Source organism: Streptomyces sp. NPDC007157 (assembly GCF_040634235.1).
Lineage (GTDB): Bacteria > Actinomycetota > Actinomycetes > Streptomycetales > Streptomycetaceae > Streptomyces.
On sequence record NZ_JBEYFE010000003.1, the window covers coordinates 200,754 to 224,341 of the forward strand.

General features: G+C 70.9%; 17 protein-coding genes and 1 pseudogene. 8 read left to right on the top strand and 10 right to left on the bottom strand.

Annotated features, from left to right (window positions below; genetic code table 11):
• The 3 genes and pseudogenes from ABZ642_RS06470 to ABZ642_RS06480 form a co-directional block, all read right to left on the bottom strand.
• On the bottom strand, nt 1-1,662 hold the full coding sequence (locus ABZ642_RS06470) for a hypothetical protein (protein ID WP_360478070.1): 1,662 nt from the start codon (nt 1,660-1,662) through the stop codon (nt 1-3).
• 109 nt (nt 1,663-1,771) lie between these two features.
• A pseudogene (locus ABZ642_RS06475) lies at nt 1,772-2,458 on the bottom strand (polysaccharide deacetylase family protein); the annotation flags it as partial.
• A complete protein-coding gene (locus tag ABZ642_RS06480) occupies nt 2,458-3,126 on the bottom strand; it encodes a glycoside hydrolase family 11 protein (protein ID WP_360478073.1) in 669 nt (222 codons plus the stop codon). The pseudogene ABZ642_RS06475 and the gene ABZ642_RS06480, both read right to left, overlap by 1 nt.
• A gap of 59 nt (nt 3,127-3,185) precedes the next feature.
• On the opposite strand from ABZ642_RS06480, the gene ABZ642_RS06485 reads away from it, so the two are divergent.
• The 3 genes from ABZ642_RS06485 (at nt 3,186) to ABZ642_RS06495 (ending at nt 6,663) form a co-directional block, all read left to right on the top strand.
• Nucleotides 3,186-3,476 carry a hypothetical protein gene (locus tag ABZ642_RS06485; protein ID WP_360478076.1) on the top strand — a complete coding sequence of 97 codons (291 nt, stop codon included), beginning with the start codon at nt 3,186-3,188 and terminating at the stop codon, nt 3,474-3,476.
• Entirely contained in the window at nt 3,473-4,657 is a 1,185-nt protein-coding gene (locus ABZ642_RS06490) for a PP2C family protein-serine/threonine phosphatase (protein ID WP_360478079.1), read from the top strand. Before ABZ642_RS06485 ends, ABZ642_RS06490 begins: the two co-directional genes overlap by 4 nt.
• A gap of 119 nt (nt 4,658-4,776) precedes the next feature.
• The gene (locus ABZ642_RS06495; protein WP_360478082.1) at nt 4,777-6,663 is read left to right on the top strand and encodes a serine/threonine-protein kinase; all 1,887 of its coding nucleotides are present in this window, start codon (nt 4,777-4,779) and stop codon (nt 6,661-6,663) included.
• A 27-nt stretch (nt 6,664-6,690) separates the two neighbouring features.
• On the opposite strand, the gene ABZ642_RS06500 is transcribed toward ABZ642_RS06495, so the two are convergent.
• Nucleotides 6,691-8,220, bottom strand: coding sequence for an aldehyde dehydrogenase family protein (locus ABZ642_RS06500; RefSeq protein WP_360478085.1), 1,530 nt, complete (start codon nt 8,218-8,220; stop codon nt 6,691-6,693).
• Nucleotides 8,221-8,245: 25 nt separating this feature from the next.
• Entirely contained in the window at nt 8,246-9,643 is a 1,398-nt protein-coding gene (locus tag ABZ642_RS06505) for a VOC family protein (RefSeq protein WP_360478088.1), read from the bottom strand.
• A gap of 268 nt (nt 9,644-9,911) precedes the next feature.
• Here ABZ642_RS06505 and ABZ642_RS06510 point away from each other — a divergent pair, with 268 nt between their 5' ends.
• The gene (locus tag ABZ642_RS06510; protein ID WP_360478091.1) at nt 9,912-12,071 is read left to right on the top strand and encodes an MMPL family transporter; all 2,160 of its coding nucleotides are present in this window, start codon (nt 9,912-9,914) and stop codon (nt 12,069-12,071) included.
• Nucleotides 12,072-12,437: 366 nt separating this feature from the next.
• Here ABZ642_RS06510 and ABZ642_RS06515 read toward each other — a convergent pair whose 3' ends face one another.
• The gene (locus ABZ642_RS06515; protein ID WP_360478094.1) at nt 12,438-13,589 is read right to left on the bottom strand and encodes a glutathione-independent formaldehyde dehydrogenase; all 1,152 of its coding nucleotides are present in this window, start codon (nt 13,587-13,589) and stop codon (nt 12,438-12,440) included.
• 484 nt (nt 13,590-14,073) lie between these two features.
• On the opposite strand from ABZ642_RS06515, the gene ABZ642_RS06520 reads away from it, so the two are divergent.
• On the top strand, nt 14,074-15,279 hold the full coding sequence (locus tag ABZ642_RS06520; protein ID WP_360478097.1) for a cytochrome P450: 1,206 nt from the start codon (nt 14,074-14,076) through the stop codon (nt 15,277-15,279).
• On the opposite strand, the gene ABZ642_RS06525 is transcribed toward ABZ642_RS06520, so the two are convergent.
• The 3 genes from ABZ642_RS06525 to ABZ642_RS06535 all read right to left on the bottom strand — a co-directional run bounded on the left by ABZ642_RS06525 (nt 15,262) and on the right by ABZ642_RS06535 (nt 19,954).
• Nucleotides 15,262-16,518, bottom strand: coding sequence for a hydrolase (locus tag ABZ642_RS06525; protein WP_360478100.1), 1,257 nt, complete (start codon nt 16,516-16,518; stop codon nt 15,262-15,264). The genes ABZ642_RS06520 and ABZ642_RS06525 overlap by 18 nt on opposite strands.
• 167 nt (nt 16,519-16,685) lie before the next feature.
• Nucleotides 16,686-18,938, bottom strand: coding sequence for a carbohydrate-binding protein (locus ABZ642_RS06530; protein WP_360478103.1), 2,253 nt, complete (start codon nt 18,936-18,938; stop codon nt 16,686-16,688).
• A gap of 221 nt (nt 18,939-19,159) precedes the next feature.
• Complete coding sequence (locus ABZ642_RS06535) at nt 19,160-19,954, bottom strand: alpha/beta hydrolase (protein ID WP_360478106.1); 795 nt, start codon at nt 19,952-19,954, stop codon at nt 19,160-19,162.
• Between the two features lie 452 nt (nt 19,955-20,406).
• Here ABZ642_RS06535 and ABZ642_RS06540 point away from each other — a divergent pair, with 452 nt between their 5' ends.
• The gene (locus ABZ642_RS06540) at nt 20,407-21,441 is read left to right on the top strand and encodes an NlpC/P60 family protein (RefSeq protein WP_360478109.1); all 1,035 of its coding nucleotides are present in this window, start codon (nt 20,407-20,409) and stop codon (nt 21,439-21,441) included.
• Between the two features lie 58 nt (nt 21,442-21,499).
• Here the strand turns inward: ABZ642_RS06540 and ABZ642_RS06545 are convergent, their stop codons facing one another.
• Nucleotides 21,500-22,177 (bottom strand): epimerase, encoded by a 678-nt coding sequence (locus ABZ642_RS06545; RefSeq protein ID WP_360478112.1) that lies wholly within the window; start codon nt 22,175-22,177, stop codon nt 21,500-21,502.
• Between the two features lie 178 nt (nt 22,178-22,355).
• Here ABZ642_RS06545 and ABZ642_RS06550 point away from each other — a divergent pair, with 178 nt between their 5' ends.
• Nucleotides 22,356-22,829, top strand: coding sequence for a nuclear transport factor 2 family protein (locus ABZ642_RS06550; RefSeq protein ID WP_360478115.1), 474 nt, complete (start codon nt 22,356-22,358; stop codon nt 22,827-22,829).
• 170 nt (nt 22,830-22,999) lie between these two features.
• Nucleotides 23,000-23,476, top strand: a complete 477-nt coding sequence (locus ABZ642_RS06555) for an SRPBCC family protein (RefSeq protein ID WP_360478118.1) — start codon at nt 23,000-23,002, stop codon at nt 23,474-23,476.
• Nucleotides 23,477-23,588: the final 112 nt, after the last annotated feature.

Sequence of the window (23,588 nt, forward strand, 5' to 3'; positions counted from 1 at the left end):
CTACGGTGTACGACAGCAGTCGGTACGGCAGAAGCAGGAGGCGTTGATCGGTACGTCCGCCGTCGCCGCCGCGAGCTTCAGCTGCTGGGCCACGATCCGTGCCTCACCGTCCCTGCCGAGTCGCCGCAGGCATTCGTGGAAGCCGTGCAGGGACCAGACGTTGCCGGGGTGCTGCAACGGCCGGGGCAGGGTGTCGTCCAGGCCGAGGTCGGCCCGGTAGACCGCCTCGGCCTCCTCGACCCGGCCGCGTTCCAGGAGCAGGGCGCCGTACGCGTGCCGGGTGGGCTGCATCCAGCCCCAGGGTTCGTCGTAGGGAAGGTTGTCGTCCAGGTCGATCGACCGGCGCAGTTCGGTGAAGGCCGTGTTGAAGTCGCCCTTGCGGTAGGCGATTTCACCGTCGAGCATGGCGGCGGCGATGGCCAGGATGTCGGCGCAGGTGTTGTTGAACAGCATGCGGGTCCCGGGTACGGCGGCGGCCGCCTCCCGGAAGCGGGCGCGGTCCGCCTCGGCCTCGGCGATCCGGCCGGTGGCGGAATGGGCGACACCGCGCGCGTAGTGCAGCATCGCGGTGGTCACGCAGTACAGGCCGGGGTCGGCGGGCAGCGGCAGGCGCAGGATGTCGTCCCAGCGGCCGAACCGGATCAGGACGTGCACCCGCATCGCCAGGAAGCCCTCCAGCCAGTCGGCCATCGGCGGGCTCGTCACGCGCAGCAGCTCTTCCGGTACGGCGGCTTCGAGCCGTTCGGCCGTGGCGAGGGCGTCCTGGAGACGGCCCAGGAACATCGCGCCGTAGATCCGGAAGTGGAGGTTGTGGCAGCGGTAGAGGGTGTAGAAGTTCATCGCGCCGGCGCGGGCGTGGTACTTCTCGTCGGCGGCGACGGCCGCGGCGTTGTCGGAGACCACGCGCCGGTAGTCGCCGCAGAGGACTTCCAGGTGCGAGGGCATGTGCTGGAGGTGCCCGGCGTCGGGGACGAGGTCGCGCAGCAGGTCGGCGACGGGCAGGGCGGTCTCTGGCGTGGGTGACATCTCCATCAGGTGGATGTAGAGGTGCAGCAGGCCGGGGTGGCGGGTGCCCGCCCGGGTGTCGAGGGCCCGTTCCAGCACGGCCTTGGCTTCCGGTGTCCGGGCGCCCTCGGCGGGTCGGCCGCTGCGGATGTCCCAGAGCTGCCAGGGGGTGATGTTCATCAGGGCGTCGGCGTACAGGGTGGCGACATCGAGGTCGTCGGGTGCCTGTTCGTACACCCCGCGCATGCTCTCGGCGTACGCCGTGTTCCACACCGAACAGGCCTCCGCGTCCGGGGCCGCGGCCTGCGGGTAGCGGGCGCGCAGCGCCTCGACCAGGGCGCGTTCCACGGGGGTCGCGTGGGCGGCCTTGGCGTGGGCGCGCTCCACGGCGGCGTGCGTGCGCTCCACCGTGTGCGCCAGGTCCTCCTGGTCGAAGAACTCCCAGGGCTTGTTGTAGTTGGGGCCGAGGGCGTAGGCCACGCCCCAGTCGGCCATGGCGCATTCCGGGTCCGCCGCACCGGCCGCCTCGAAACAGCGGACGGCCTCCTCGTGGTTGAAGGCGTAGGTCCAGATCAGCCCCCGGTCGAACCACCTCTGCGCCTCGGGGGACGTCGTCGTCACGCGCCGGCTGTGACTGCCCAGGTCGTAGTAGTCCACGCCCACGAACCTAGTGGCGGACCGTGTGCGGAGGTTTCGCGTTCATCCGAACTCATGAGGGTGGCGCGGCGGTTGACGGCCCGCCGCGCCACTTGTGCCGCTGTTCTCAGGGCGCGACCGCGCGGCCGGTCTGCGGGGAGATGCGTCCGGAGCACAGGCCCTTGGCCGCGAGGGTCTGCGCGATGCGTGGGATCGCGGTGAGCGTGTTGGCCGGCCATTCGTGCATGAGGATGATCTGGCCGTTGGTGAGCCGGGAGACCGCCTGCACGATCGCGTCGGTGCTCGCGCCGTTCCAGTCCTGCGAGTCGACGTCCCAGATGATCTCGGTGAGCCCGTACTTGGCCTCGACCGTGCGCACGGTCGTGTTGGTCTCGCCGTACGGCGGCCGGAACAGCACCGGAGTGCCGCCACCTGCGCCGGCTATGGCGGACTGGGTGCGGGAGATCTCCGAGTCGATCTGCGCCTGGGTCTCCTGGGTCAGGTGCGGGTGGGTGTAGCTGTGGTTGCCGACCCACATGCCCGCGCTCACCTCGGCCCGGACCTGGGCCGGGTAGGCGGCCGCGTACTGGCCCTCGTTGAACAGGGTGGCCCGCAGCCCGTTCGCCCTGAGGGCGCTGAGCAGGCCAGGCGTGTGGGCGGTGGACGGCCCGTCGTCGAAGGTGAGACCGACGTAACCGGCGCAGCCGGCGGAGTGGGCCGGGGCGGCGCCGACGGCGAGCGTGCCCGCGGCGGCCAGCGCGAGGGCGACGGCGATCGCCGGCGAGGGGCGTGACGAGCGCCCCGACACGGCACTCATCACGCCACCGTGATGGTGGAGCTGCCGCTGCTCTGGTAGCCCTCGGTCGCGAGGATCTGGTAGTAGCTGAAGCTGCCGAGGGGCATGCCGGCCCTGGCCCAGGCGTCGAAGTGGTTGCCGGTGGTGATGGTGCCGCCGGTGCGCTTCGACTGGCGGACGCTCCAGTACTGGTTGAAGGTCTTGGTGCCTTCGACGGACGGGGCGTTGTACCGCGTCGTCAGGTAGATGTCGTAGGTACCGCCGTCGCTGGTGACGCTGCCCTTGTACGTGCCGGTGGGCCGGTAGGTGCCCCAGTTGTCGACGATGTAGTACTCGACGAGCGGGTTGGACGTCCAGCCGTAGAGGGACAGGTAGCCGTTGCCGGACGGGCTGAAGCTGCCCGAGTAGGTCACGTTGCGGCGGGCGCCGGTGCTCCAGCCCTTGCCGCAGACGAAGTTGCCGGTGTTGCGCCAGCTGGTGCCGTAGTTGCCGCCGGAGCCCAGGGTCATGGAGACGGTGCCCTGCGCGTCGGTCCAGAACGAGTAGTAGTAGCCGTTGTTGGTGCCGGTCTGGTTCGTGGTGACGACGGTGGCGGCACGGGCGGTGCCGGGCAGGGCCAGCCCGGCGGCGGCGCCCAGCAGCAGGGCGCCGGCGCTCCGGCGGCTCAGTGCGTGGTCGAGCGGGTTCATGCGGTGCCTCCTCGTATGGCCAGTGCGGGTGTGGCTTGGTGGGGAGTGTTGGTCTGCCCATGTCACCTGTCAACAGTTTCGGTAATTATTTCGAAACCTTCGCTCAGCCGGTTCAGCCATTTCCGCACTTCAAACGGATGCCAGGTGAATTCACGATCACCTCTGTCGACAATCGGCCAATTGAAGATCAAATCATGGATCCTCGGATCCTCGAATGTTTCGATATCCAAGGCGAATGCTGCCAACAGATCCTGAACATGCCGCTGAGTGGAGCAATCACCGGCGCGGCGGGCGACCGCCCGCCAGGCTGGGCGTCTTGTCGAGATTCGTATGCCAGGAGTCCCGGGTGAGGCACGACGGTCGCAAGTCAGCACTGCCCGCGCCCCCGGCGTGGATGCGCTGGCTTCCGCTCCTGTACGTCGTCGGTGTGCTGCTGATCGAACCGATCACCCCCGTGCAGTGGCCGGTCAGCTTCGCGCTGATCGCCCTCCCTCTGGTGACCGCCTTCGCGCACCCGCCCGCAGTCGTCGCCGGCGCCACCGTCTTCGGCATCGGCTTCGAACTTTTACTGGCCGGAACCCCGTGCTGCGCGGGACGCGACGTCGGCTACATCTGGGAACGGCACTATGTCGCCGCGTACGCGTGCACGGCCCTGGTCGGCGCCCTGGGCACGATCCTGGCCGCGCACCGGATCCGCCGGGAACGCACCCTGGCCGACGTCCGGTTCGTGGCCGAGATCGCACAGCGCGTCCTGCTCAGACCCGTCCCGCACCGGATCGGGAACCTGCTGCTGGAGAGCTTCTACCTGTCCGCCGCCGCGGAGGCACGGATCGGCGGCGACCTCTACGAGGCCGTACCGACCGCGCACGGGGTCCGGCTGCTCATCGGTGACGTGCGGGGCAAGGGCCTGCTCGCGGTGGAGACCGCGGCGGCGATGCTGGGCGCGTTCCGGGAGGCCGCGCACGACGAACCCGACCTCCACACCTTGGTGGACCGGGTGGACATCAGCATGACGCGCCGGGCCCACCAGCTGGGCGGCAACGAGACGGCCGAGCGGTTCGTCACCGCCGTCTTCGCCGAGATCCCCTACGACGGGGCGGTCGTCCGCCTCCTCAACTGCGGCCATCCACCGCCGCTGCTCATCCGCCCCGGCGAGGTGAGCGAACTGGACCGGGGCCGGTCGGGGCCGCCGCTGAACCTCGGCATGCTCGTCGGGGACCCCTATCACGTCGACACCTACGCCTTCGGCCCCGGCGACCAACTGCTGCTCTACACGGACGGTGTCACCGAGACCCGTCACCCGGACGGTTCCTTCTACCCGCTGCTCCAGCGGCTGCGCTCGTGGGGGCCGATGCCGCCCCCGGAGCTGCTGGAACGGCTCCATCAGGATCTGCAGACCTACAGCGGCAACCAGTTGCAGGACGACACGGCCGCGCTCACCGCCTTCCTGCTGCCCGCGGGAGCGGCCGGGGCGCCGGGCGGCGGAGACGACGACCCGGACACCGAAGAGCTCGGGTACCCGCCGCCGTGACGCGTGTTGTGAGGGTTCTGGGCCGGTCCGCGGCGAGCCCTGTGGGGCAGGTCACGGGTGACTACACTCCGCCACCGAGAGTTACCACAAGCGGGTGACGTGCGGCGAGGGGCGGGGCGGTGCTGGTAGAACCCAGTGCCGGAGACAGGATCTCCGGCCGGTACGTGCTGCGGGAGGCCATCGGCCGGGGCGGCATGGGTGTCGTCTGGCAGGCCTGGGACGAGCGGTTGCGGCGGCGGGTCGCGGTCAAGTGCGCGCGCCTGGACGACCCCCGGGCCACGCACCGCTTGATGGGCGAGGCGCGCAACGCGGGGCGGCTGCACCATCCGAACATCGTGGGCGTCTTCGACTTCGTCGACGAGGGCGCCACCTGCTGGATCGTCATGGAGTACGTGCCCTCGCGAAGCCTCGCCCAGCTCATGGCCGAGGACGGTCCGCTCTCCCCCGAGGACGTCGGTTCCGTCGGCTGCCAGATAGCGGACGCGCTGGCGAAGTCGCATGCCGAGGGCGTGGTACACGGCGATGTGACGCCGGAGAACATCCTGGTCACCGCCGAGGGCGTGGCACGGCTCACCGACTTCGGGATCTCCCGGGCCCTGTGGAGCGACACCACCCAGAGCGTGACGGGCGGGGTGCGCGGCAAACCCCGCTATCTGGCCCCCGAGGTGGCCAGGGGACGGCAGCCCGGTGAGAAGGCCGACGTGTTCTCGCTGGGCGCCGCACTGTTCGCGGCGCTCGAGGGCCGGTCGCCGTACGGAGAGGCCGAGCACCCCATGGCGTACGTCGCCCGGGCGATCGAGGGCCATATCGAGACCGCACGCCGAGCGGGCCCGCTGGCCGAACCCCTCGCCGCCCTGCTGGAGTTGGAGCCCCGGCACCGCCCGGACGCCGCACGGGCGCGCAGGCTCCTGCTGAAGGCGGCCGCTCCGCCCGGGCACCTGCACGACCGGCGGACCATCGACCTCGCCCCGCTCACGCTGCGGCTGCCCCGCCCGGTACGCCGGCGCCGCCGCCCGCTGCTCGTCGCGGCCGTGGCCGTGGTGGCCGCGGTCACGGCCGGGCTGGTCCTGCTCGCCCCGTGGGACGCGCGGGGCGGGGGCGGCGGGCGCACCGCCACGGACGCGAAGCCCCCGGCCGCCGCGCGGGCCGCCGGCACGATGGGCGAGGCCCGCACGGCCGACCCCTGCGGGCTGCTCGACGCGGCCTCCCTGAGCCGTTTCGGCGGTACCGAACTGGACCCGGACTACGGGGAGATCGACCGCTGCGACGTCCTCGTCAAGAACACCGACGGCGACGACAACGCCGACGTCCAGGTCAATCTCGACGCGGACCAGGACAACTACGAGGGCAACCTCACCACCCGGGTCGTCGGGCACCTCACCGTCGTCGACCTCAAGCCCGACGACGACTCCTGCGAACGGGCCGTCCTGACCGCCGACCGCCACCAGATCCGCATCGTCGGGAAGAAGCTCGGCAAGGTGGCCCCCGACCCGTGCGACCTGGCCGACGCCGCCACCGACCACGTCGTCGGCGTTCTGGACGACGGCCCGGTGCCCCGCCGCACGGCCCGGCCCGCCGCGGACTCCCTGGCCCGCCTCGACGCCTGCACCCTGCTCGGCGCGGCCGACCTCGCCCGCGTGCCCGGCGTCGACGCGGACAACCGGGACCGCGGCTTCGGCGGGTGGGACTGCGACTGGTCCAGCGACGACGGCGACCGCGACGTTGAGATCCAGTTCAGCCGCGACAACTCGCTGGACTCCGACGACGGGCATCCGGTGGAAGTCGCCGGCACCCGAAGCTACTTCGTCGCGGACGAGGCCGAGGACGACAGCTGCACCGTACGGACACCCCACCGGACGTACACGGACTCCGCCGGCGACCACACCGTGGAGCTGTTCCAGCTGACCGTGTACGCCCCGCTGCCGGAGAAGAAGCTGTGCGGTGACGCCGATGATCTCGCGGCGGCCGTCGTGGGGAACATCGCGAAGCGACTCCCGAGAAGCTGAGACGGGCCGCCCTGGTCCAGATCCTCGTCAGAGGAAGCTGACGCCCTGGGCCAGGGTGAGTTCGCCGGAGTAGTTGACCGTGTTGGTGGCCGCGCGCATGTAGGCCTTCCAGGCGTCGGAACCGGACTCGCGGCCGCCGCCGGTGTCCTTCTCGCCGCCGAAGGCCCCGCCGATCTCCGCTCCGGAGGTGCCGATGTTGACGTTGGCGATGCCGCAGTCGGAGCCGGCGGCGGACAGGAAGATCTCGGCCTCCCGCTGGTCCCGGGTGAAGATGCTGGACGACAGGCCCTGCGGGACGTCGTTGTGCAGGGCGATCGCCTCGTCGAGGGTGTCGTAGGTGAGGACGTAGAGGATCGGTGCGAACGTCTCCTCCCTGACGACGTCGGTCTGTTCGTCGACGCGTACCAGGACGGGCTCGGTGTAGGCGGCCGCCGGTGCGGCCTCGGCCAGCCGCCGGTTTCCGCCGGCCAGGATCTTGCCGCCCTGTGCCTGGACCCGGGCGAGGGCGCCGCGCATGGCGTCCAGGGCGGCGGTGGAGATGAGCGGGCCGACCAGCGTCGTGTCGTCGAACGGACTGCCGACGGGCAGCCTGCCGTAGACGGCTGTCAGCCGCTCGACGAGGGTGTCGGCGATGTCCCGGTGGACGATGAGGCGACGCAGTGTGGTGCAGCGCTGGCCCGCCGTGCCGGCCGCGGCGAAGACGATGCTCTGGACGGCGAGGTCCAGGTCGGCCGAGGGGGCGACGATCGCGGCGTTGTTGCCGCCGAGCTCCAGCAGGCTGCGGCCGAACCGAGCGGCGACGCGCGGGCCGACCGCGCGGCCCATGCGGGTGGAACCGGTGGCGCTGACCAGGGCCACCCGGGGGTCGTCGACGAGCCGCTCGCCCACCGTGCGGTCACCCAGCAGGAGGCGGTGTACGTCGCGGGGTGCGCCGGTCTCGTCGGCGGCCCGGGCGAGCAGGTGGTGACAGGCCAGGGCGGTCAGCGGGGTGAGCTCCGAGGGCTTCCAGACCACCGTGTCGCCGCAGACCAGGGCCACGGCGGTGTTCCAGGACCACACGGCGACGGGGAAGTTGAAGGCCGAGATGACGCCGACCACGCCGAGCGGGTGCCAGGTCTCGGCCAGGCGGTGGCCGGGGCGTTCGGAGGCGATCGTACGGCCGTACAGCTGGCGGGACAGGCCCACCGCGAAGTCGCAGATGTCGATCATCTCCTGGACCTCGCCGAGCGCCTCGGAGCGGATCTTGCCCGCCTCGACGGTGACGAGATCGGCCAGGTCGCTCTTGTGCTCACGCAGCAACTCCCCGAGCCTGCGCACGAGTTCGCCCCGGCGCGGGGCGGGGGTGGTGCGCCAGGTGAGGAAGGCGGTGCGGGCGGCCGCGAGGGCCTGCTCGACGTCGTCGCCGGTGGCGGACTTCAGCCCGAAGAGGTGCTCGCCGGTGATGGGGGTGCGGGCCGGGAAGTCGTCGCCCTCCGCGGCCTGCACGCCGATGGCCCGCAGGCAGGCCCGGGCGCGGGTGCGCAGGTCGTCCGTGGTGGGCAGCGCGGTGCTGGTCATCGTGGGACCTCCAGGGGGTGAGGGGTCAGCGGAGGGTGCCGGGGCGGCCCAGGGCGCGGGCGACCTGGGCGAGGGAGCCGTTCTGCTGCTGCTCGTAGAGGGCGAAGGGGTCGAGGACCTCGCGGTCGATGGCGCCGGAGAGCCAGTCGGCGTCGTAGGCGGTGCCCTGCTGGTCGTTGTCGCGGGTGCCCTCGCCGGTGAGGTTGGACTGGAAGATGCCGGCGGCGGAGCGGGGCAGGAAGTCCTCGTAGACGACGGGCTCGGCCAGCACCCAGCCCTGCCGGACCAGTTCGCCTATGTCGGTGGGCGGACCGCCGCCGTCGCGCGGCCGCCGGTCGGCGAGCCGGTAGGTGAAGTACGCCAGGCCCCGCGCCGCGAGTTCCTCCTCGCTGCCGGGCATGTGCCGCTCCCAGACGGTGCGGGCGAGGTCGCCGCGCGCCGCCGTGGGGTGCCGGGACGCCTGCTCGTCGACGCGGCCGAGGAGTTCGTCGTAGTGCGCGCGTCCGGTGCGGGTGAGGGCGATGCCACGGGCCTCGACCTCGCCGAAGCGCACCCGCAGGGAGCCGCTGACGACGCTGCCGTCCTCGGTGCGCATCGGGCGGGATTCGGCCAGGGCGCGGAAGGAGGTCTGACGCAGCAGGACGTCGGGGCCCTTCCAGGCCGGCGGGCCCTGGATGGTGTCGATCATCTCGATACCGCGGTCCGTCATACGCCGGTACAGCTCGTCGATGTCCAGGACGCGCGGGGTGAGGTGGTTGATGTGCGTGCCGCGGACCCCGCCGATGTCGGCGGCGACGGCGGAGACCCGCTCCAGGGTCCGATACCAGGCCCGGTCCACCGGTTCCTTCGACAACTCGAAGACCCGCACGGCCAGTCGCATGAAGCGTTCGGCATCGTCCGCAGGCAGTTCGCGCTCGGCCGCGGCGCGGTCGGCCAGGGTGAGCAGCTCCGGTGGGAAGAGCTCGCGGCCGGCCAGGAAGGTCTCCAGGCGCGCGCGCAGGTCGGGGTCGAAGAAGCGGGGGTCGGCGACGGTGAGCATGGAGGCGAACACGCGGAAGGGGTTGCGGGCGAGTTCCGCGCCGTCGACCGGCCTGAAGGCGGTGGAGACGACGGGGACGGCGCTGGCGGCGGCCTCCCGCAGGTCGTAGAAGCCGACCGGGTGCATGCCGAGGGCGCCGAAGACCCGGGCGACCTGGCGCAGTTCCCGCGGGGTGCCGACGCGGATGGCGCCGTGCCGCTCGGCGGTCACCCGGCCGATGGATCCGAGGCGTTCGGCGTCGGCTCCCCGGGCCCGCAGCACGTCCTCGTTGACCTCGCGCGAGACGTCCACCAGCGTCGTGTAGGCGGGCACCTCCCGGCCGTACATCTCCGACAGCCGTTCCGCGAACGCCGCCCGCAGCTGCCATTGACTGATCGTTGACAAGGTTCGGCCTTCCGGACGGGCGACGGGACGGCGATCATGTCTTCGATGGTCGCCGACCGGCCTCCTGCCGTACAGATGACAGGGCCGGGGGCGAGGCGGTCGTGGCGCTGTCGGAAACTCACTGGACCGATCGTCACCTGTGATCCCTACGATATGACCGCAAGACAACTATGCGACCGGTCCGTTGGACGCGGGCCGGTCGGGGTCGCCGATGCCAGGGTCCGCTCCCCGGGCTGCGGTGATCTTCCTACCCAGGAGGACCTTCCGCATGTTCCGACGTATTGGCACTGCCGTCGTCCGACATCCTGTCTGGACGATCGTGGCATGGCTGATCGCGGCGGTGGCGATCGTCGCCACCGCCCCGAGCCTGCCCTCGAACAGCGACGAAAGCAGTTTTCTGCCCAAGAGTTACGAGTCGATCAAAGCGGCCGATCTCCAGCAGAAGGCGTTCCCCAGCGCCTTCACGCCGTCCGCGATCGCGCTGTACCAGCGCACCGACGGCGGCAAGCTCAGCCAGGCCGATCTGAAGGACGTCGCCCGGATCACCACCGAACTGGGCGACAAACACATCGATCAGGTACAGAAGGTCGTCCCCGGCCCGCCGTCCAAGGACGGCAGGTACACCCTGACCCTGGTGCAGATGGACAGCAAGAAGGCGGGCCAGCCCGTCCAGGCGGACGCCGCCAAGGTGTTGCGCGACGACGTCAAGCAACTGGCCAAGGGCACAGACCTGGAGGTCAAGCTCGGCGGCTCGGCGGCGCAGGCCCTGGACCAGCAGGACTCGTCCAAGCGCGGTCAGGCGCTGATCGGTATCGGCACCTTCGTGATCATCCTGGTGACCCTGCTGATCATCTTCCGGGCGCCGATCCTGGCGTTCCTGCCCCTCCTGCTGATCGGCGTGGTGTCGGCGATCGCCAACGGGCTGATCGCGTACGCCACCAAGCTGTTCGGACTTCAGGCCAACAGTTCCGTCTCGTCGATCCTGATCGTCGTGCTCTTCGGCGTGGGCACGGACTACTTCCTGTTCCTGATGTTCCGCTACCGCGAACGCCTGCGCGCGGGTGACGAACCCAAGCAGGCCATGATCAACGCGGTCGACCGGGTCGGTGAGGCCATCGCCTCGGCGGCCGGCGCGGTCATCATCGCCTTCCTCGCGCTGGTGCTGTCCACGCTGGGCTTCCTGAAGCAGATGGGCCCGGCGCTGGCCATCTCGGTCTCGGTCACCCTGATCGCGGGGCTGACCCTGATTCCGGCCGTAGTCTCGCTCATCGGCCCGAAGGTGTTCTGGCCCTCGAAGTCCTGGCAGCAGGAACCGGCCAACGCCCGTTTCGCGGCCCTGGGCCGTGGGGTGCAGCGCCGCCCGGCGCTGACCGCGGCGGTCTCCGGTCTGATCCTGGTCGTGCTGTCGCTCGGCACACTGGGCTACAAGGCCACGTTCGACCTGGCCTCGGGCTCGATGCCCAAGACCAAGGAGTCCATGGTCGTCCAGGACCAGATGCAGACGGCCTACTCGGCGGGTGCCGCCGCGCCCACCGACGTCTATCTCTCCAGCGGCGACGGCAAGCCGCTGGACAGGTCCGCGTTCGACGCCTACGCCTCGAAGCTCGGGGCCGTGGACGGTGTCGCGAGCGCCCGGATGTCCCAGGTGAACAAGGCCGGTACGACGGCGGACTTCACCGTCACGCTCAAGTACGAGGCGTCCACGGACAAGGCGATCGACGCCGTGGGCCGGGTGCGGGACGTCGCGCACGCCGACGCTCCCGAGGGCACCGAGGCCGTCGTGGGCGGCATGTCCTCGATCTACAAGGACATCGACTCCGCGGTCAACCACGACTACCGGACGGTGTTCCCCGTCGCCGCCCTGCTGATCATGGTGATCCTGGGACTGCTGCTGCGCAGCGTCGTGGCTCCCTGGTACCTGATCGCCTCGGTGGGGCTGGGCTTCGGCGCGACGCTCGGTGCCACGGTCTGGATCTTCCAGGAGGCGCAGAACAAGCCCGGCCTGATGTTCATGCTCCCGGTGATCATGTATCTCTTCGTGGTCGCCATCGGCACGGACTACAACATCCTCATGATCGCCCGGCTCCGCGAGGAGGCCCGTGAGGGCCGTGAGCCGCGCGAGGCGGCCGGGATGGCGCTGCGGCACGCCGGGCCGACGGTGGCCGCGGCGGGCTTCATCCTGGCGGCGACCTTCGCCACGATGATGCTGGCGGGCAACGCGCTGCTCACGGAGATGGGCTTCGCGGTCTCCTTCGGCATCGCGGTCGCCGCGTTCGTCATGGCGATGTTCTTCACGCCGAGCCTCACCGCGCTCATCGGTCACGCCGCCTGGTGGCCGGGCCACGCCGACCGGGCGGAGCCGGGCGTGGACACCGGCTCCTCGCCCGCCGCGGACGACGAGTACCAGCCCGCGGGGCGTCGCGGCTGACGGCGTCGGGACAGCGGGGGTCTGCCGGGGCCTTGTGGTCCGGCGGGCCCCCTTGCCCGTTCGCCGATGCGTCGACCTCAAATGACGGCCGTGAAAAATCCGAGATATCACCACCTCCCCCCTCACCCTCGGAAGGCCGGGCCATGGCTCCTGAAGCGGCCCGCACCGTCTACCGATGCCGGGTGGAGTGGCCGGACGCCGATGCCTCCGGGCACTGCCACAACTCGGCCGTGGTGCGGTTCGCGGAGGCCGCCGAGGCGGCGCTGGCGCGCGGGCGTGGCGGCGCGCGGCGGGCCGGCCGCGGGAGCCGGACCGCCGCGCCGTGCGGGCGGGTCCTACGCCGCCCGGAATGGCCGTGGGCGGGTGCTACGCCGCAAGGGCGTGACCTGGATGCAGGACCACCTTGGTGTATCCCTCGATCCGCTGGTCGAACTTCTGGTACGCGCCCGGTGCGTCCTCCAGGGGCAGTTCGTGGGAGACCACGAAGCTGGGCTTGGCCCGCCCCGCGATGATCAGGTCGCGCAGCTGGCGGTTGTACTGCTTGACGTTGCACTGGCCGGTGCCCATCTGCTGCCCCTTCTCGAACATCCGGCCTATGGAGACCAGCAGCTGGCCGTGCTTGGCGTGTTCGTCGGGTCCGCCCGGGTCGGAGGGTACGTACAGGCCGGGTATGCCGAGCATGCCGGTCGGCCGTACCGTCTCCACGAGAGCGTTGAGGACGACAGCGGGTTCCTCGTGGCTGGCGTCGGGCGACTGGGCCTGGTAGCCGACGGCGTCGACGCCCTTGTCGGTGCCCTCACCTCCGGTCTGTTCCTTGATCTGCTCGGCCGGGTCACCCTTGCTGAAGTCGATCGGTATCGCCCCGATCTGCTCCGCCTTGGCGAGCCGCTCGGGCACCCGGTCCACCGAGAACACCTTGGAGGCACCGCGCAGCAGCGCGGAGTACGCGGCCATCAGCCCGACCGGGCCGGCCCCGAAGACGGCGACGCTCTCGCCAGGGATCACCCGGGCGAGTTCGCAGCCGTGGTAGCCGGTCGGGAAGATGTCGGCGAGCAGCACGAAGTCGGTCTCGAACTCCTCGCCCGGCGGCAGCTTCAGGCAGTTGAAGTCGGCGAACGGTACCCGCAGCAGCTCCGCCTGCCCGCCCTCGTAGGGGCCCATGGCCACATAGCCGTAGGCTCCGCCGGCGAAGCCCGGATTGACCGTGAGGCAGAAGCCGGTCTTGCCGGCCAGGCAGTTCTTGCAGAATCCGCAGGCGACGTTGAACGGCATGACCACGCGGTCGCCCTTGGACAACGAGGTCACACCGGGGCCGGTCTCCTCGACTATGCCGAGGTTCTCGTGGCCGAAGACGATGCCCGACTCGGCGGCCGTGCGGCCCTCGTACATGTGCAGGTCGGATCCGCAGATGGCGGTCGACGTGACCCGTACCAGCACGTCGTTCGGGTGCTCGATGCGCGGATCGTCGACGTCCCTGACGGCGACGCTGAAGGGCTTCTCATACACAACGGCTTTCACCTGGTTCACCTCCGCGTGGAACGCCGGGACACGACGACGGACCGCACAGACCGAGGCTCTGGCCAGGAGAAACATGTCGAGACAGAGCCCCCGGTCCATGCCGCAACCCTAGGCGCTCGTGTTTCACCATCGGATACTTCCAGAAAACGCCGCTCACGCGGGCGCTGCAACTCCCTGAGGCGGATCGGCCGCCCGGACCACCAGACCCCGGCAGCGGAGCGCACCGCCACAGGGGCTCACTTCCTCGGTCACCGGGGCCCCGGCACGGTCCTCGGTGGCTGCCCACGCACCCGTGCCCCATGTCCGGGCGGGACAGCCCACCGCCGACATGCCGCGCGGCGCACCCGACGCGGACCGGCCGCCGCACCGGCTCCGGCGGCACGGCCGCGGCGATCCGTGCCTGGCTGTCCCGCCGGCCGCGCAGAACCGGCTCAGGGTCGCGGAATACGGCTTGTCCCGGCTTCCGGTGTCTAGGGTGTGAGCCATGGACGCCAGTACAACGCCCCTTGCTCCGGCCGCCGTTGACCACACGGAGCTGCTCGCCGATCCGTACGCCGTGTACGCCCGGCTCCGGGAGGCCGGGCCCGTGCACCGCTTCGCCGGAACCGACGGGCTGCCGGCCTGGCTGGTGACGCGGTACGAGGACGTGCGGCAGGCCCTCGCCGACCCCCGGCTCTCACTGGACAAGGCCCACGCGAAGCCCGGCGGCTACCGTGGGCTCGCGCTGCCGCCCGCGCTCGACGCCAACCTGCTGAACATGGACCCGCCGGACCACACCCGCGTCCGGCGCCTGGTGTCCCAGGCCTTCACCCCGCGTCGCATCGCCCTGCTCCGCGAACCCGTCCGGCGGACCGCCGACGCGCTGCTCGACGCCGTCGAACCACTCGGCCGCACCGACCTGATCGCCGGCTACGCCGCGCCGCTGCCCATCGCCGTGATCTGCGAACTGCTGGGCGTGGCCGAGGAGGACCGGCCGGACTTCCGGTCCTGGACCGACGCGCTGGTCATCCCGGACCCCGCGCGGCCCGAGCGGGCGAAGGAGGCGGTGAAGGCGCTGCTCACCTTCTTCGCCGGGCTGCTCGCCCGTAAGCGCGCCGAGCCGGCCGACGACCTGCTCTCCGCGATGATCGCCGTACGGGACGAGGAGGACCGGCTCAGCGAGGACGAGTTGATGTCCCTGACCTTCGTCATCCTGTTCGCCGGGTACGAGAACACCGTCCACCTCATCGGGAACGCCACCCTGGCCCTGCTCCTCAACCCCTCCCAACTGGCCGCGCTGCGCGAGGATCCGGCCGGGATCGGCGCGGCCGTCGAGGAGCTGGCCCGCTACGACGGGCCCGCCCCGCTCGCCATCCGCCGCTTCCCCACCGAGGACGTCACCATCGGCGGGGTCACGGTCCCGGCGGGCGAGACCGTGCTGCTGTCCCTGGCGGCGGCCCACCGCGACCCGCGCCGCTTCCCCGAGCCCGACCGGCTGGACATCGGCCGCGACGCCACCGGGCACCTGGCCCTGGGCCACGGCATCCACTACTGCCTCGGCGCACCGCTCGCCCGCCTGGAGACCGAGATCGCCCTGGCCGCGCTGGTGGAACGCCTCCCCGGCCTCGAACTCGACGTCCCCGCCGACGAGTTGCGCTGGCGCCCCTCGATGCGCACCCGCGGCCTGCTCGGTCTACCCGTGCGGTTCTGAGCGGTTCCGGCGGAGGAAGGGGCGCGCCTCCGGGAGGCGGTCCGGCAGGGCTTCGCCGGTACGGCCGCGCAGGCGGCGGTCGAAGAAGGCGGCGAGGCAGGTCCGTTCGGCGGTGATCGCGCGCCCCGGGGCGATGGTGCCGATGTTCTGGACGACCGTCTCGCGGGGCAGGCCGAGTTGTCGGGCGATCTGCGGGATCATCGCCTCCGCGTCGGTGTACGTGCCGTGTTCGGCGCCGCGCAGGGTCAGGCCCTCGCCCCGGCCCCGGCTGTGCCGCCACAGGGCGTTCCAGGAGGGCACCGTGCTCAGGTCGTTGCCGTCCTTGCCGACCAGCAGGAACGGGCGGTCGAGGCCCTCGGCGGCAACGGAGGAGAGGTAGCCGGAGTCGCTGTCCTCCTGGACGTAGGCGAGGACGCCGTCGAAGTCGGCCGCCGCGGCGATACGCCGGTCGTCGTGCATCGCCTGCAACGCGGTGAAGCCGCCGGCCGAGTGGCCGAACATGCCGAGACGGTCCCAGTCCGGCAGGCCGCGCAGTTCCCCGGGCAGCGCACCGGGCAGGGCGTCGAGGAGGAAGCGGGTGTCGGCCACCCGTACGGCCATCGTCTTCCGGAGCAGCGCCCTGATGCGCCCCGGGTCCGGATACGCCTTGTCGAACTCGGCGGGCAGGACCGTGCGTTCGACCCGGCCGCCGGGGAACTGGACGGCCGAGGCGTCGTAGGTGTGGTCGAGCGTCACCACGACATAGCCACGGGAGGCGAGGTCGTCGCAGAGGGTGGTGCCGAGGGAACGCGGGTCGCCGGCGCCGGGTGAGTAGCAGACGACCGGGTACGGACCCCGGTCCCGGTCGGCCGGGGCGCCCTCGTACGCGTGGGTGCGGGTGGCCGCCCAGTCGACCTTGTCGCCGGGCACCTGGCTGAGGTTGTTGACCTCGGCGAAGCCGGCGGCCTCCCCCGGCAGCATCTGCGGCGCCCTCGGATGGTCGCCGGCGGCATGCGCCGGGTAGCGGACACCGATCATCAGCTCCCGGTACGGCTGGGTCGTGACCCAGGGGTCGGCGCGTGAGGTGTCGACGAGGCGCAGGGAGACCGTGCCCACCGGGTGCGGTCCGCTGGGCGCGGGCAGTTTCAGCCGTGCCGGCACGGCCTTGCGTGGCGTCGTCGCCGACGCCGTGCCCGTGGTGACGGCGGACAGGGTGGCGGCGGCGACGGCCGACAGGACAGCGGCGCGGCGAGTGAGCACGACAGGGCCTCCTTGGCTGCGGGTGTTCGGCGACTCCTCTCAGCTTTGTGGACCGGACCGGCCGCGACCATCCGGCATGCCGGTCGCCGCGCCGGGGGGTTGGCCATACCCCGGGCCGGGGGCGCACGGCCGGTCCGGCGCCGGGGACGGCGGTGTCAGGAGGGCGGTCAGGAAGCGGTGAGGCGCAGGTAGTCGAGGTTGAAGCCGCCGGTCTCGCAGTAGACGGTGACCGTCTGTTCCCCGGCCCGGAGGGCGACGGGTACGTGCACCGACTGGTAGGTCGCCCAGCCGCCCGTGGACGGCACGGACGCCGTCGCCAGGGTCGTGCCGCTGTCGTCGCGCAGGGACACGGCGTTCGCCGCGGTGGCGGCCGTCCCGTTGGCGACGCGCAGTTCGAGATCGTACGAGCCGGTCTGCGGCACCTCGACACGGTAGGTCAGCCAGTTGCCGGCGGCGGTCCAGCCCACGTTCCTGCCGCCGCTGGCGGCCGGGTTGCTCTCGATGAAGTTACTGCCGTCGGCGGGCCAGCCGTGCTGGTCCGTGTACCCCTCGGCCTCGATCCTCTCCCCCACGGGTGCCGCGTGCGGGCGGACGGTCAGGTGGAGGGTCACCTGGTCGTGGGCCCGGCCGTCGGTGGCGTAGAAGGTCAGGTCCCGCTCGCCGGTGGCCGTCGGGCGGATGGTGACCAGGCCGGTCGCGGCGTCGAGGGTGACGCCGTCGGGCAGTTCGGTGGCGTAGTAGGCGAGCCGGTCGCCGTCCCGGTCGGTGGCCTTCAACGGCACCTGCGTGGTGCCGTACTGGTCGGCGACGACGTCGGCGGCCGGCGCGAGGACCGGGGCGTGGTTGCGGGAGCCCGTGGCGGCCTTGCCCTGCCACCGGTAGGTGGCGAAGGAGCCCGCCGGCACCGTCACGACGAACGTCTGGTCGCCGACGACCATCCGGACCCTGCGGTCGGATCCGGCGCCGTTGCCGAGGACGGCCACGTAGCCGCCGTCGCGGGTCCGGTAGACGACGTTGCTGACGCCGTCCGCCGCGGCGCTGGACTCCAGGCGTACGTCACCGGGTGACAGGTACTTCGCGAACTGGCCCAGCTGATAGAGCTCGTCGCGGACCGTGAACTCCTTGGTGCCGGTGTTCACCGTGACCAGCCGGTCGGGCCACTTGGTGGTGGCCGCGACCTCGTCCCAGTCGATGTTGTTGTCCCGCGACGGCGTCCAGTGCAGGGTGCCGCCGTCCTGGTCGGTGGTCTGGGCCCACAGGATGTAGGAGCCTGCGTCGAGGCGGAAGTCGTCGAGGACGGTCGAGGGCGACAGGTCGCTGGTCTCCGTGAGCTGGACCGGCTTCCCGGTCTGCTCGTAGGCGTCGCGCATGACGGTCGGGTCGCCCCAGTAGGGGTGGAAGGCGATGGCGTCCGCCGCCTTGCGGACCTGGGCACCGGTCACCGAGCCGTCCGGGGCGTCCTCGAAGATGCGGTAGTAGTTCTTCGTCGCCGTGCTGTTGGGGTCGTGCCAGTCCCAGAAGTTGAAGTCGTGTACGTACAGCTGGGTGCCCAGATGGGCGGCACGGACCTCACGCTTGATCGCCAGGGCCAGCTTCTGCTGCTGTGCGACGCTGATGTCCATGGCCGGGTAGACGACGTCCATGCCCGGCTCGTTCAGCAGGGTCAGCGCGTCCACGCGGATGCCCTGCCGGGCGTACGCCTGCACGAACTTGACGTAGTACCGGGCGAACACCTCGATGCAGTCGTCCCGCAACTTGCCGACCTGGTAGTAGTCCGTGCTGCTCCCGGGCTTGAGGGCGACCTCGCCGAGGAACCGGTTGTTCGTCTTCATCCAGGCCGGCGCGCTCCATGCCGACGCGAAGAACGTGGCGTGCGGGTTGTAGCGCTGGATGAGCTTGATGGTGTCGACGATGTGCAGGTCGAGGTCGCGCCGGATGGAGAAGTGCTTCAGGCCGAAGTCCTCGGTGACTCCGGCGGGCAGGTCGTCCTCCGACCAGAACGGCAGGTGCTCGATGAGATCGGGGCTGCCGATCGTCAGCCGGAACCGGTCGAGTCCCGCGCCGTGCACGGGGTCGACAAGGAGCCGGATGGCTTGGGCACGTTCGCCGGGGGTGAGCTTCCACAGGTTGGACACGCTCGTCTCGTCCAGGGAGAAGCCGATGCCGGTGTACTGCTGCCGGAGGGCGCTGGGGTCGGCGACGACGGTGGCGTCGACGGGGCCGTGGGTGTCCGTGCCCGTCCTGACGATCGGCAGGGGGCGCCAGGCCTGGGCGCCGCCGGTGGAGTAGGTACCGGTCACGACCTGGCCGTGCCCGGTGGGCCCGCTCGCGGGCCGGTCGGCCTGCGCGGTCGGGCCCGCGCCGATGAGGGGCAGTGTCATTGCGGCCACGGCCGCGATCGTGGTGAGCGTACGTCTCACAGCTGCTCCTGGGCTCTGGTGGGTCGGGGGTGGTGCCGTGCCGAACCGGAGGCGCGTGACCGCTGCGTCGTCAGCGGCCCACAGGGAGCGCCGACTTGAGATCCAAGCAATGTCCCCAATGTTAAGTCAAGGCGTGAAGAAAGGGTTTCGCGGTGGACGGTGCCGGCGCCCGGCCGGTGTGACGGTACGGCCGGACGGTGGGGCCGGGCGCCGACGGTCCGTCAGGCCAGGGCCGGTGACGTGACGGGCCGGACCAGATGCCGGGCGAAGAAGCGGGCCGCGCTGTCGGCCTCGAACCTGGGCAGTTCCTTGTGGCGACCGGTGTTGACGTGCAACGTCTTCTCCTTGGAGGCGAAGGCGTCGAACAGCGCGAGCCCGGCCGCACGCGGAATGTGCTCGTCGTCCCACTGGAGCGCGAACTCGACGGGGACGGTGATCCGCCGGGCCGGCTCGGCCAGGACGTCGGGCCAGTGCAGGCCGAAGACCGCGGCGGTGATCCTGGGCTCGACCGCCGTCAGCGGCACCCCGATCGCGGTGCCCATGTTCAGGCCGTAGTAGCCGACCGGTCCCCCGGCGCCGATCTCCGGAAGCTCCTGGAGGGCGTCGAGGGTCGCCTGCCACTCCGGTACGGCGCGTGCCGCCAGGTGGGCGTTGTAGCGGACGACGACGGGGCCTTCCGGCTCGCCCGCCTCCCTCGCCCGGTACAACTCGGCGATCTCCCGCTCGTCGTGCGCGCTGCGCGGCCGGTCGCCGTGACCGGGCGAGTCGATGCAGGCGACGTGGAAGCCGCAGCCGGTGACCAGGAGGCGGGCCCGGCCGGTCATCGCCGGCCACTTCTTGTGGGTGCCGCCGCCGTGGCCCATCAGCACGAGGGGCGCGCGATCGGGACCGGCCCCAGGGCCGGACGCGGAGCCGGACTCGGGTGACCAGAGCACGCCGGGGATCTCGCCCAGGGTGAAGTCGCGTTCGACGACACCGTCCGACGTCGTCTCCGCGGTGAAACGTAGGGACTGCATGGGTGGTTACCTTTCGGGAGGGCCTTCTCGTACAGGCGCTCCCGGCGACACCTACGTCAATCGCCCGACCGTGACGGGGAAAGGGAGCACCCACTCTGCTACAGCGTTCACGGGTCTCACCTCCTCGCACGGGATCACGGCGCCACGGACATTACGCACCCGGGCCCGGCCCGTCCAACGCATTTGCGGCCCGTACGACAGCATCCGCGCGCGTCAGTTCGCCCGAGCGCCACGGATCTTTGTGAAGCAGTCGTACCGTCATCCACACCCGCCATGATCCGCTCCTGTCGCCCAACCGCGTTCGCCAGAACGCCACTTGCTCTGGTCACGACTAGATCACTAGAGTCGAAATCCGAACCTTTGCTCGGGTGCTCGCTCGTTGGGAGTGACAGCGGCGGGGTACCGCCTGTGGGCGTCCTGACAGGCGGCTGAAGGAAGAGGAGACCGCCCACATGGCGTCCCACCGTCGACCCAAGCAACCGAGTCGCGCTCGCGTGACCATGCTCACCTCCGTCGCCGCGGCAGCCGTGGCGCTCAGCGCCAACGCCGCCAACGCCGCGCCCGGCGAGAAGCCGAGCAAGGACGAGGTCAAGGCGAAGGTGGACGCACTCTACGAAGAGGCGGAGCAGGCCACCGAAAAGCTGGACGGGGCCCAGGAGAAACAGGCCGCGCTGGAGAAGCAGATCAACACCCTGCAGGACAGCGTCGCCCGCGGCCAGCAGGCCCTCAACACGCTGCGCGACGGTCTCGGCTCGATGGCCAGCGCCCAGTACCGCACCGGCGGCATCGATCCCTCCGTGGCGCTCTTCCTCTCCTCGAACCCGGACGACTACCTGGACAAGGCGTCCATGATGGACCAGCTGAGCGGTCAGCAGGTCGAAGCACTGAAGAAGATCCAGGCCAAGCAGCGCGAGCTGGCCCAGCAGCGTTCCGAGGCCTCCGGCAAGCTCAAGGACCTCGCGGACGTCCGGGCCGACTACGCCGAGAAGAAGCAGGAAGTCCAGAGCAAGCTGAGCGCCGCACGCAAGCTGCTGAACTCGCTGACGGCGAAGGAGCAGGCGGCGCTCGCGACCCAGGAGCGGGAGCGCGCCACACGCGCCAGTGAGCGCGTCGATCTCGGCAACACCAAGGCCGCCTCCGGACGCGCCGCCGCCGCGTTCGCCGCCGCGCAGAGCGTGATCGGTTCCCCGTACGACTACGGCCACGCCGGCCCCAGTACCTTCGACTGCTCAGGCCTCACCTCCTGGGCCTACGCCCAGGCCAACGTCTCCATACCGCGCACCTCGGAGGTCCAGGCCAACGCGGGCACCCGCATCTACTCGCAGAGCGATCTCCAGGTCGGCGACCTGGTCATCTTCTACGGGGACCACCACCACGTCGGGCTGTACGCGGGCGGCGGTCAGGTGCTGCACGCCCCCCACAGCGGTGCGTTCGTCCGCTACGAGTCGATCGGCAACATGCCTTTCCAGTTCGGCGTCCGGATCTGAGCCGTACGCGCGTACCCGCTCATCCGGAGCCGGCTGCCGTCCAGTTCGAGGTGTCCCGTCAGGCGCCCAGGCGGTTGATGTCCTTGCTGTAGAGCAGCCGGCTCTCGGTCACCCCGGGGCGGGTCAGCGCCAGCATGGCGCGGGCGAGGTGTTCGGTGGTCGTGGTGTGGGCCGGCACGAGGCGGTGCAGCAGCGGGTAGAGCCAGGACGTGAAGGAGTACATGACCCGGTAGGAGCGGGTCCGGGAGACCGCGCCATGGCGGGGCTGGATGTAGCCGGGGCGGAACATGTACGCGTTCATCGGCATCGCCAGCAGGGCGTTCTCGGTGCGCCCCTTCACCCGCGCCCACATGGTGCGGCCCTGTTCGGTGCTGTCGGTGCCCTCGCCGGAGACGTAGGTGAAGGTCGGACCGGGACTGGCGGCGACCAGCGCACGGGCGGCCTCGAGGGTGAAGTCGTAGGTGACGCGCGTGTAGTCGGCCTCGCTCATGCCCGCTGAGGAGACGCCTAGGCAGTAGAAGCAGGCGTCCACACCGGTCAGCCGGTCGCCGATGGCGGACAGGTCGGTGAAGTCGTCGTGGATGACCTCCGTCAGCTTGGGGTGGGTGACGCCGAGCGGGCGGCGGCCCACCACCAGGACGCTGTCGACCGCGGGGTCGAGGAGGCAGGCGCGCAGGACGCCCTGTCCGACCATGCCGGAGGCGCCGAAGACGACGACGTTCACAAGAGTCTCCATCACTGGGAGGCGGGATCCGGCACGGTACCGGACCTCCACCGGGCGGGGGCACCGGCCACGGCCCCGGCGACCGGCTCGGGTGCGCAGCCGTCGCGCACGACCGTTGCGGGGCCACATTCGCGATGCTTTTATACATCTGTCAAACAGACAGGTACAAGAAAGTCCCGAGGAGCCCCTCATGGCCGCCCACCCCCACACCGCCGTCTCACCGCAGGAAGCCGCCGACCGGCTTGCCATCCGTGAGCTGATCGACGCCTACGCGCACTGCGCGGACCGGCGGGACGCCAAGGGCCAGATGAGCCTGTTCACCGAGGACACCCGCTTCGTGGTGTTCATGGACGCCACGGCGGCGGAGCCGACGCAGCAGCTGCACGGTCGCGACTCCCTCGCCCCGGTGTTCGACAACCTCAACTCGTATCGGACGACGACCCACTTCAACGGCCAGAGCACCGTCTCCCTCGACGGCGACCGCGCGACCGGCGAGAGCTACTGCCTGGCCCACCATCTCTCGGTCGCGGACGACGGCGGGCGCACGCTGATGATCGCGTCCATTCGCTATCTCGACGAGTTCACCAAGGAGGACGGCGTGTGGCTGTTCGCCGAGCGCCGTCTGATGGTCGACTGGACGGAGACGCGCCCCTCGACACCGTGACCGGCGGGAGACGGCCCGCCTCCACGAGGGCGCCGGGAGCGGACGGCGACTCGGATGACCGAGGCGGAGACGGGTGTGCGCGCCGGGACCGGGTACCCGGCGGCCGCAGGAGAGCGAGTCGGACACCGACAGCACTCCGGTGACGAGCCGTTTCCGACGAGGAGGAACAGATGAGCACGGTCAAGAAAGCCGTGGACGTCGCCGTCCCGGTCCACACGGCCTACAACCAGTGGACCCAGTTCGAGGACTTCCCGAACTTCATGGAGGGCGTCGAGGAGGTCAGGCAGCTCGACGACCGGCACAACCACTGGACCACGAAGATCGGCGGGGTACAGCGCGAGTTCGACACCGAGATCGTCGACCAGCTGCCGGACGACCGGATCACCTGGCGGGCGGTCGACGGCGACACCCGGCAGCGGGGATCCGTCCGGTTCGAACCGCTGGACGAGACGCACACCCGGGTCGAGCTCACGATGGACGTCGAGCCCAGCGGCATCGCGGAGCGGGGGGCCGACGCGCTCGGCCTGATCGACCGCCGCGTCAACGGGGACCTCAACCGCTTCAAGGACTACATCGAAAAGCGCGGAGGCGAGACCGGCGCCTGGCGCGGTCGCATCCGCCCCGGTAACCCCGGCTCGCCCCTCTGAGAACTCCGAGGAGGCCTCCGAGAGCCGCCCGAGAGAGCGGTCGTACGACCCGGCGGAGGCCGTACCGCCTTCCAGGAAGGTGTAGCCGCCGTTGACGAGGACCACGCGGGCC

What these genes read in the sequence shown, in the direction of transcription:
- ABZ642_RS06520 (WP_360478097.1), top strand. Translation starts at nt 14,074, where the DNA reads ATGGACGCCAGTACAACGCCCCTTGCTCCGGCCGCCGTTGACCACACG.
- ABZ642_RS06510 (WP_360478091.1), top strand. Translation starts at nt 9,912, where the DNA reads ATGTTCCGACGTATTGGCACTGCCGTCGTCCGACATCCTGTCTGGACG.
- ABZ642_RS06500 (WP_360478085.1), bottom strand. Translation starts at nt 8,220, where the DNA reads ATGACCAGCACCGCGCTGCCCACCACGGACGACCTGCGCACCCGCGCC.
- ABZ642_RS06545 (WP_360478112.1), bottom strand. Translation starts at nt 22,177, where the DNA reads ATGGAGACTCTTGTGAACGTCGTCGTCTTCGGCGCCTCCGGCATGGTC.
- ABZ642_RS06485 (WP_360478076.1), top strand. Translation starts at nt 3,186, where the DNA reads ATGTCACCTGTCAACAGTTTCGGTAATTATTTCGAAACCTTCGCTCAG.
- ABZ642_RS06535 (WP_360478106.1), bottom strand. Translation starts at nt 19,954, where the DNA reads ATGCAGTCCCTACGTTTCACCGCGGAGACGACGTCGGACGGTGTCGTC.
- ABZ642_RS06555 (WP_360478118.1), top strand. Translation starts at nt 23,000, where the DNA reads ATGAGCACGGTCAAGAAAGCCGTGGACGTCGCCGTCCCGGTCCACACG.
- ABZ642_RS06550 (WP_360478115.1), top strand. Translation starts at nt 22,356, where the DNA reads ATGGCCGCCCACCCCCACACCGCCGTCTCACCGCAGGAAGCCGCCGAC.
- ABZ642_RS06540 (WP_360478109.1), top strand. Translation starts at nt 20,407, where the DNA reads ATGGCGTCCCACCGTCGACCCAAGCAACCGAGTCGCGCTCGCGTGACC.
- ABZ642_RS06480 (WP_360478073.1), bottom strand. Translation starts at nt 3,126, where the DNA reads ATGAACCCGCTCGACCACGCACTGAGCCGCCGGAGCGCCGGCGCCCTG.